The 8,364-nt window shown below is 70.8% G+C and carries 8 protein-coding genes; all 8 read right to left on the bottom strand.

All coding sequences use genetic code 11. The annotated features are described in order from the left end of the window. Positions 1-672: Clp protease N-terminal domain-containing protein (locus tag OP04_RS50340; protein WP_332309690.1), on the bottom strand; the 672-nt coding region annotated here is incomplete at its 3' end. Positions 673-1,071: 399 nt separating this feature from the next. Next, positions 1,072-1,425 (bottom strand): histone-like nucleoid-structuring protein Lsr2, encoded by a 354-nt coding sequence (locus OP04_RS31830; protein WP_033343563.1) that lies wholly within the window; start codon positions 1,423-1,425, stop codon positions 1,072-1,074. A 519-nt stretch (positions 1,426-1,944) separates the two neighbouring features. Beyond that, positions 1,945-2,703: a type III pantothenate kinase gene (locus OP04_RS31825; RefSeq protein ID WP_033343562.1), complete on the bottom strand. Its 759-nt coding sequence runs from the start codon at positions 2,701-2,703 to the stop codon at positions 1,945-1,947. Between the two features lie 16 nt (positions 2,704-2,719). Next, the gene (gene nadC, locus OP04_RS31820) at positions 2,720-3,616 is read right to left on the bottom strand and encodes a carboxylating nicotinate-nucleotide diphosphorylase (RefSeq protein WP_033343561.1); all 897 of its coding nucleotides are present in this window, start codon (positions 3,614-3,616) and stop codon (positions 2,720-2,722) included. Beyond that, on the bottom strand, positions 3,613-5,256 hold the full coding sequence (locus OP04_RS31815; RefSeq protein WP_033343560.1) for an L-aspartate oxidase: 1,644 nt from the start codon (positions 5,254-5,256) through the stop codon (positions 3,613-3,615). Before OP04_RS31815 ends, nadC begins: the two co-directional genes overlap by 4 nt. 167 nt (positions 5,257-5,423) lie before the next feature. Then, positions 5,424-6,338: a septum formation family protein gene (locus tag OP04_RS31810; RefSeq protein ID WP_033343559.1), complete on the bottom strand. Its 915-nt coding sequence runs from the start codon at positions 6,336-6,338 to the stop codon at positions 5,424-5,426. A 122-nt stretch (positions 6,339-6,460) separates the two neighbouring features. Continuing rightward, entirely contained in the window at positions 6,461-7,303 is an 843-nt protein-coding gene (panC, locus tag OP04_RS31805; RefSeq protein ID WP_033343558.1) for a pantoate--beta-alanine ligase, read from the bottom strand. Then, the gene (locus OP04_RS31800) at positions 7,290-8,237 is read right to left on the bottom strand and encodes a Rossmann-like and DUF2520 domain-containing protein (protein WP_033343557.1); all 948 of its coding nucleotides are present in this window, start codon (positions 8,235-8,237) and stop codon (positions 7,290-7,292) included. Before OP04_RS31800 ends, panC begins: the two co-directional genes overlap by 14 nt. Positions 8,238-8,364: the final 127 nt, after the last annotated feature.

Genomic DNA, 8,364 nt, shown 5'->3' with positions numbered 1-8,364 from the left:
CTCGACCACGGCGGTCTTGCCCACGCCGGGCTCACCGATGAGCACCGGGTTGTTCTTGGTGCGGCGGGACAGCACCTGCATGACCCGCTCGATCTCCTTGTCCCGGCCGATGACCGGGTCGAGCTTGCCCTCGCGGGCGGCCTGGGTGAGGTTCCGCCCGAACTGGTCGAGCACCAGGCTGGTGGACGGGGCAGCCTCGCCGGTGGCCGTGGTGGCCGCGGCGGCGCCCTTGTCCTGATATCCGGAGAGAAGCTGAATGACCTGCTGGCGGACCCGGTTGAGGTCGGCGCCCAGCTTGACCAGCACCTGCGCGGCCACACCCTCGCCCTCACGGATCAGGCCGAGCAGGATGTGCTCCGTGCCGATGTAGTTGTGGCCGAGCTGCAGCGCCTCGCGCAGGGACAACTCCAGGACCTTCTTGGCCCTGGGGGTGAAGGGGATGTGTCCGCTGGGGGCTTGCTGGCCCTGGCCGATGATCTCCTCAACCTGCTGGCGCACGCCTTCGAGCGAGATGCCCAGGCTTTCCAGGGCCTTGGCGGCGACGCCCTCACCCTCGTGGATGAGACCCAGCAGGATGTGCTCGGTGCCGATGTAGTTGTGGTTGAGCATCCGGGCTTCTTCCTGAGCCAGGACGACAACCCGACGCGCTCGGTCGGTGAATCGCTCGAACATATCCCTTGTGCTCCTCACGTGCCGTGCGCACTCGATCTTGTGAGTCGAGCAACGTGGCGGCGCCACGTCCGGACCAACACGAGGAGGGTCCGTGCCATCACTCTATCGCCGCCGACCGACTTCTCCGCTCCTCGAAGCAGCCCCATCGTTCCCGGAAGTACCTGAGTAACAGCGGTCGGCGACGTATTTACCAACCTGCCACGGAGAACCGCTGTTCCCCGGGTGGCGGCAGTACGCGGAGAGCGAAATCCACAGGCTCGCCGAGTTATCCACAAGCCCTGCGGTTATCAACAGGGGGCTGTGGATAACCCTGTGAGCTGGCAATACACGCACGAAGGCCCGCGACGCGGTGTGCGTCGCGGGCCTTCGACCGTAAGACAGTGAAGCGCTACGGGACGGTCAGCGCCCGGGGCCCTTCGCGTGAAACTCGTCCACGATCTCCTGCGGGATGCGCCCGCGGTCGGAGATCTCCTTGCCCGAGTTCTTGGCCCAAAGGCGAATCGCCTTGTTCTGCTCCCGGTCCGCCGCCGCGCCGCCACGGCCCCGCGCGGCGCGACCGCCGACAACGACACCGCCCCGGCCGACCTTAGTGCCGGCGCCCAGGTACGGCTCGAAAAGCGTCCGCAATTTCTCGGCGTTCTTCTTCGAGAGGTCGATCTCGTACTGCACACCGTCGAGGGCGAACTTGACCGTCTCGTCCGCGTCGCCGCCGTCGATGTCGTCGACCAGCTTGTGAATGATCTGCTTGGCCACGGGCCGTTATCCTTCCGAGCAAGTTTCTCCCGCAATACCTGAACAATAACTCAAAAGATGCGTCGCCCGTCAATAGGATGGGCAAGGGTCTTGTGGCGTGCCGTGCGGGGAACCGTCCAGCGGCTTTCCACAATGCCGAAGTCGAACGGATTACCTGGTCAAGCCGGTTCCATGGAACCGAAGCGACATTCTCGACTGCCCGCTTGGAAGGCATTCACCCTCGATACGAGGCCGGATCGTGACCGGAAATCCGCGAGGCGCTCAAGTGCTACCTGGCGACCTGCTAGGTGGATGTTGTGTCCGCAGTCACGCCCCGTCACACCAAGACCCGAAGAACGGAGCATTTCGGACTCTACTCCGAAGAGATGCGGACGACCCGGCGGGTACCGTTCCCCGCGTCGTGGCAAGGATAAAGGCCGCCACCGATTCACCCCGCTTGCGTGTCCAGCGGATTGCTGTCCGTCACGGAATGCGGCCGAATATCAACTGGGCGCGCGGCGTCTTTGGAACTCCGCGGCATTAAGCGTTCCGCTCGAAGACCATGCGAAGGCCGATCAACGTGATCATGGGTTCATGGTGAGTGATCGAGCGGCACTCCGCGATCACGAGCGACGCCAGCCCGCCGGTCGCGATCACGGCCTTGACCTCACCGATCTCCTCGACCATCCGTTCCACGATCCGGTCGACCTGACCCGCGAAACCGAAGTAGAGACCGGATTGCAGACACTCCACGGTGTTCTTTCCGATCACCGAGCGCGGTTTGGTGGCCTCCACCTTCCGCAACTGCGCCGCACGGGCCGCGAGCGCGTCGAACGAGATCTCGATGCCGGGCGCGAACGCGCCGCCCAGGAACTCGCCCCGCGCGCTGATCACGTCGAAGTTCGTGGTGGTGCCGAAGTCGACCACGATCGACGGGCCGCCGTACAGGCTGTGCGCGGCCAGCGTGTTGACCACGCGGTCCGCGCCGACCTCCTTCGGATTGTCGATCGCGAGCTGCACCCCGGTCCGCACGCCCGGCTCCACGACCACGTGCGGAACCGCGTCGTAGTACTTCGCCAGCATCGTGCGCAGGTTGCGGAGCGCGGCCGGCACGGTCGAGCAGGCCGCCACCCCGGTGATCTCCACGTTGTCGCCGGCCAGCAGGCCGCGGAACATCAGCCCCAGCTCGTCGGCGGTGGACCGCGCGTCGGTCTTCACCCGCCAGGAGTGCCGGAGCTGGTCCCCGTCGAACGTGGCCAGCACGGTGTTCGTGTTTCCGATGTCGATGCAGAGCAGCACGGTGGAAGCCTAACGATCAGGCGTTCCTCTCCGGCCGCAGGTCCATGGCGATGTCCAGGATCGGCGACGAGTGGGTCAGCCCGCCGACCGAGAGGTAGTCCACGCCGGTCGCGCCGTACTCGGCCGCCACCGCCAGCGTCAGCCCGCCGGTCGCCTCCAGCTCGGCCCGGTCGCCGACCGCGGCCACCACCTCACGCAGCAGCTCCGGCGTCATGTTGTCGCAGAGCAGGAAGTCCGCGCCGGCCTCGACCGACTCGACCGCCTCCGCGACCGTGGTCACCTCCACCTGCACCGCCACGTCCGGGAACGTCTCCCGCACCCGCCGGTACGCCGCGGTCAACCCGCCGGCCGCCAGCTTGTGGTTGTCCTTGATCATGGCGACGTCGTAGAGGCCCATCCGCTTGTTCGTGCCGCCGCCGGCCCGCACCGCGTACTTCTCCAGCACCCGCAGGCCCGGCGTGGTCTTGCGGGTGTCCAGCACGGTCGCCTTCGTCCCGGCCAGCTCGTCCGCCCAGGCGCGCGTGTGCGTCGCCACGCCGGACGCCCGGCAGAGCAGGTTGAGCGCGGTCCGCTCCGCGGTCAGCAGCGCCCGGGTCGGTCCGGTCACGGTGGCCAGCACGTCGCCCCGGCGCACCCGCGTGCCGTCCTTCGAGGTCAGGACCACATCGACGGTACGGCCGGAGGCCAGCTCGAACACCGCGGCCGCGACGGCCAGCCCGGCCACCACGCCGTCCGCGCGCGCCACCAGATCGGCCGTGTCGGTCTGATCCGCCGGGATGGTGGACTCACTGGTCACGTCCCGGTGTTCCGGCCCGAGATCCTCCTCCAGTGCGGTGCGCACGATCCGCTCGATCTCCGCGACCGGCAGGCCCGCCTCGTCCAGCGCGGCTTTCGTACCCTCGGAAACGCTCATGATCTCGGCTCCCAGCTGTTCACAGGCTTACCGTCCTCGGCGATCGCGGTGACCAGGTGGCCGCGCCACGCGTCCTCCGCCACGCCGAAATCCTCCCGCCAGTGGCAGCCGCGGGTCTCCTGCCGGGCGTAGGCCGCGCCGGTCAGCGCGGTCGCCACGGTCAGCAGGTTCGTCGCCTCCCAGCTCGCGGTGCGCGGCGTGCCCCGGCGGCCGGCCGTGGCGGTGAGCGCGGCGGCGGTGCCGACCAGCGAGCCGGCCGAGCGCAGCACGCCCGCGCCGCGGCTCATCGCGCGCTGCAGGTCGGGTCGCGCGTTCTCGTCCACCACCCAGCCCGGCGTCGCGTCCGGGATCACCGGCTCGGACTGCTCCGGGAGGTCCCGCCGGATGTCGTCCGCGATCCGGCGGGAGAAGACCAGGCCCTCCAGCAGCGAGTTGCTGGCCAGCCGGTTCGCGCCGTGCACGCCGGTGCAGGCGACCTCGCCGCACGCGTACAGGCCGGGGATGCTCGTGCGGCCGTGCAGGTCGGTCCGGACGCCGCCGGAGGCGTAGTGCGCGGCCGGCGCGACCGGGATCAGGTCCGTCACCGGGTCCACACCGGCCGCGCGGCAGGACGCCAGGATCGTCGGGAAGCGGTGCTCCAGGAACTCGCGCCCGAGGTGCCGCGCGTCCAGGTAGACGTGGTCCGAGCCCTCGGCCAGCAGCACCCGGTGGATGCCCTTCGCCACCACGTCGCGCGGGGCCAGCTCGGCCAGCTCGTGCTGGCCGACCATGAACCGCTTGCCGTCGCCGTCGACCAGGTGCGCGCCCTCGCCGCGCAGCGCCTCGCTGATCAGCGGACGCTGGACCGAGCTGACCGCGCCGCTCACGAACGACGTGGGGTGGAACTGCACGAACTCGACGTCCGTGACCGCGGCGCCGGCCCGCAGCGCGAGCGCCACGCCGTCGCCGGTGGACACGGACGGGTTCGTGGTGGACGCGAAGATCTGGCCCATGCCGCCGGTGGCCAGCACCACGGCCCGGCCCAGGATCGCGCCGACGCCGTCCTCCGCGCCCTCGCCCAGCACGTGCAGCGTGATGCCGCAGGCCCGGCCGTTCGCGTCGGTGAGCAGGTCCAGCACCAGCGCGTGCTCGACCATCCGGATCCACGGGTCACGGCCGACCGCGGCGTGCAGTGCACGCTGGACCTCCGCGCCGGTCGCGTCGCCGCCGGCGTGGATGATCCGGTTGGCGCGGTGGCCGCCCTCGCGGGTCAGCAGCAGCGCGCCCTCGTCGTCGCGGTCGAACTCGGCGCCGATCCGGATCAGCTCGCGGACCCGGGCCGGGCCCTCCTCCACCAGCACCCGGACCGCTTCCGCGTCGCAGAGGCCGACGCCGGCGACCTCGGTGTCGTACGCGTGCGCCTCCGGCGTGTCCAGCGGATCCAGCACCGCGGCGATGCCGCCCTGCGCCCACCGGGTCGACCCGTCATCTATGTTGACCTTGGTGACCACGGTGACGTGCAGCCCGCCTTCGCGAAGATGCAACGCGGCGGTAAGCCCGGCGATACCGGAACCCACCACGATGACGTCGGTGGTCTCCGTCCAGCCCGGCGCCGGGGCGGCGAGACGCGTCGGCAGAGCCGGAAGATCGAGTGGACGCATCCCACCAGTCAACTCGACGCGCCCGCGCTTGGGGAGCGCCGCCGACGAAAAGTGGGCCTAATCGCTAGCCCGCCTGCCGTCGGGGCGCCTCGATCCGCGACACACTACGCCCGAAATTTCGGCTTATACAGGCCGATAGGCGCACAGTCGTAAAAGCACCGGAATGGTCAGTCGGTCACCGGGAGCGCATTCGGGCCGGCCGCCCGCAGCGACTTGTTGATTTTGATGTCCTGCAGCCAGATGTAGCAGCGTGCGCCGCGGTCGCCGGTCTTCCAGTCGGCCTCGTTGGCCAGGACCGGGGCGACGCCGCTGCGGGCCGCGAGGTCGTCGTCCTTCGGGACCTTCACGTAGTCCGCGATGCGCTGGCGGCAGTTGTTGTAGAACGTCTGCCACGCCGCCACGTCGGTGACCTGCGGGTATTTCGTGTTGGCCGGCGCCTGCCAGACGCCGACGAACTCACCGTTGTGCTCCGTGGCGCAGTCGATCGCGGCCATCTTGGTGATCTCGAGCGTGCTCTGCACGTCCATCGTGTAGCAACCGAGGCGCAGCGGCGCGTCCTCCGCCTTCAGGCCGTCCTTGGCCGTGCCCTTGCGGACCACGGTGGTGCCGTTCTCCTCGACGTTGGACCGCTCGGTCACGTCGCAGCGGTACCACCGCGCGCCACCGGCCCAGGCCTGATCGGACGGGACCGCGAGCCCGAGCGCTAGCCGGCCCAGCCGCCAGTCCGCCCCGAGATAGGTCGCGGACTGCTTGTCGCACTCCGCGAACGCGGCCTGCGCGCCACCGGAGTCACGGGCCGGCGGCTTGTCCGCGGCCGCGGTCTCGCCGGTGAACGTGCCGACGAACGCGGTCTCCAGGCGGTGGTCCGCCGCGCAGTCCACCGGCGTGGACACCGCACGCAACGCCACCGGCGCGAAGTCCGTCGAGTAACAGACGCCGGCGACCGGCACGAAGGGCTTCGGCTCCGGAAGCCCGCCCCAGTCGTCGGTCAGGTCTCCGTCGACGCCCTCCGGCATGCCGCAACCGGCCAGCACGGCCGTCATCAGGGCGCCGAGCGCCAGCGCCGCCACCGAGCGTCGCATCCGTGGAACCTCCCCTGTCGCCGGCCCGCAAACGGACCCGGATGCCTAACGTAACGTCCGGAGCGAAACCCGGCATGCCGCGTGCCCCGATCGGGCGCGCGGCATCACCGCGTTTATACAGGTCAGAGCAGTTCTATCGGAATGTTGTCGATCAGCCGGGTGGTGCCGGTCCGCGCGGCGACCAACAGGCGCGCCGGTCCGTGCTCGGGCGCGGGGCCGAGATCCGGGGCGAGCAGGACCAGGTAGTCGAGTCGTACCCCCGGCTCATTTGTGATCTTGGCATGTGCGACCGCGAGCGCGTCGGACGCGGAGCTGCCCGCGGCGGCGGCCTCCGAGGCGGCACGCAGGCCGGCGGAGAGCGCGAGCGCGGCCACCCGCTCGTCCGCGGAGAGGTAGCGGTTGCGGCTGGACAGGGCCAGGCCGTCCGGCTCTCGGACGGTCGGGACGCCGACCACCTCGACCGGCACGTTCAGGTCGCGGACCATCCGGGTGACCAGCGTGAGCTGCTGGTAGTCCTTCTCGCCGAAGAACGTCAGGTCCGGGCGGGTCAGCTGGAGCAGCTTGAGCACCACGGTGAGCACGCCGTGGAAGAAGCCGGGCCGGCTCGCGCCCTCCAGCTCCTCGCCGAGCGGGCCCGGGTTGAGCCGGACCTGCGGCGGGCCGTCCGGGTACATCTCCCGGGCGGACGGCGCGAAGACCAGGTCGGCGCCGGCCCGCGCGCAGATCTCCAGGTCGGACTCGAGCGTGCGCGGGTAACGGTCCAGATCCTCGGCCGGGCCGAACTGCAGCGGGTTCACGAAGATCGTGGTGATCACGTGGTCCGCGCGCTCCCGGGCCGCGCGCAGCAGCGCCTCGTGGCCGTCGTGCAGCGCGCCCATGGTCATCACCACCGCGACGCGGCCGGTCAGCTTCGCCCGCGCGTCGGCGAGGTCGGCAACCGTCTTGACCAGCTCAGAGGTCGTCATGCGGGGTGCCCTCCCGGGCGTCGGCGAGGACGCCGAGCAGCGGCTCGGCGTCGACGGGTCGGAGCCGGCCGGCGGAGATCGCCCGGTCGGCGGTGCGGCGGGCCAGCGCCCGATAGACCGCGACCGAATCCGGCGCGGCCTCGGTCAGCTCCGCGAGGTGGCGGGCCACGGTGCCGGCGTCGCCGCGCGAGACCGGGCCGGTCAGCGCCGCGTCGCCGAGGAGCAGCGTGTTCTCCAGCGAGGCACGGAGCAGCGGCGCCAGCACCCGTTCCGGATGCCGCACGCCGGCGTCGCGCAGCCGGTCCAGCGCGTCGTTGACCAGCGTGACCAGGTGGTTCGCGCCGTGGGCGAGCGCGGCGTGGTAGAGCGCGCGGTCGCGGTCGCGGATCCACTCGACCGCGCCGCCGAGCTGCGCGACCAGGCACTCGGCGAACGGCCGGACGTCAGCGCGCGTGGTGACGCCGTAGGAGATGCCGCGCAGCCGGGCCAGATCCTCCGGCCGGCCGGTGAACGTCATCGCCGGGTGCAGCGCGAGCGGCCGTGCGCCGCGCGCGACCGCGGGGTCGAGCTGCGCGAGCCCGTGCGCGCCGGACGTGTGCGCGACGACCTGGCCGGGGCGCAGCGCGCCGTCGTCCGCGAGACCGCGCGTCACGGCCGCGGTCGCGTCGTCCGGCACGGCGATGATCAGCAGGTCCGTGGCCGCGCGGGCGACCTGGTTGGGTGGCAGGTGGGCGGTGTCCGGCAGCAGCCGGTCTATCCGCTCGGTGGTGGCGTCGGAGGTTCCGGAGGCGGCGATCACGCGGTGGCCGGCGGCGGCCAGCGCGGCGCCGAGCGTGGCGCCCACCCGGCCCGCGCCGATGATCCCGACGGTCAGCGTGGCGGCCTCGGTCTTCACGGGCCTGGCGATGGAAGGGCGGCGCATCGATGCGGCCATGTCAGCGATCCAGTCCTCGAAAGGTGGGTACCGGTCGGGGCCAGTATGCGCCAGTGTTTCAGAGCTGATACAAGCGTGTGTGAAAACCTTCACCACGACCGTCCGGGCGGGCCCGGACGGTCGTGGC

It is taken from the genome of Catenuloplanes japonicus (assembly GCF_000717135.1).
GTDB lineage: Bacteria > Actinomycetota > Actinomycetes > Mycobacteriales > Micromonosporaceae > Catenuloplanes > Catenuloplanes japonicus.
Note: the sequence above shows the minus strand (reverse complement) of the source record. Positions and strands in the feature narration are given on the sequence as shown.

Coding starts and splice junctions, on each gene's coding strand:
- nadC (WP_033343561.1), bottom strand. CDS start 3,616: ATGAGCGTTTCCGAGGGTACGAAAGCCGCGCTGGACGAGGCGGGCCTG.
- OP04_RS31815 (WP_033343560.1), bottom strand. CDS start 5,256: ATGCGTCCACTCGATCTTCCGGCTCTGCCGACGCGTCTCGCCGCCCCG.
- OP04_RS31810 (WP_033343559.1), bottom strand. CDS start 6,338: ATGCGACGCTCGGTGGCGGCGCTGGCGCTCGGCGCCCTGATGACGGCC.
- panC (WP_033343558.1), bottom strand. CDS start 7,303: ATGACGACCTCTGAGCTGGTCAAGACGGTTGCCGACCTCGCCGACGCG.
- OP04_RS31800 (WP_033343557.1), bottom strand. CDS start 8,237: ATGGCCGCATCGATGCGCCGCCCTTCCATCGCCAGGCCCGTGAAGACC.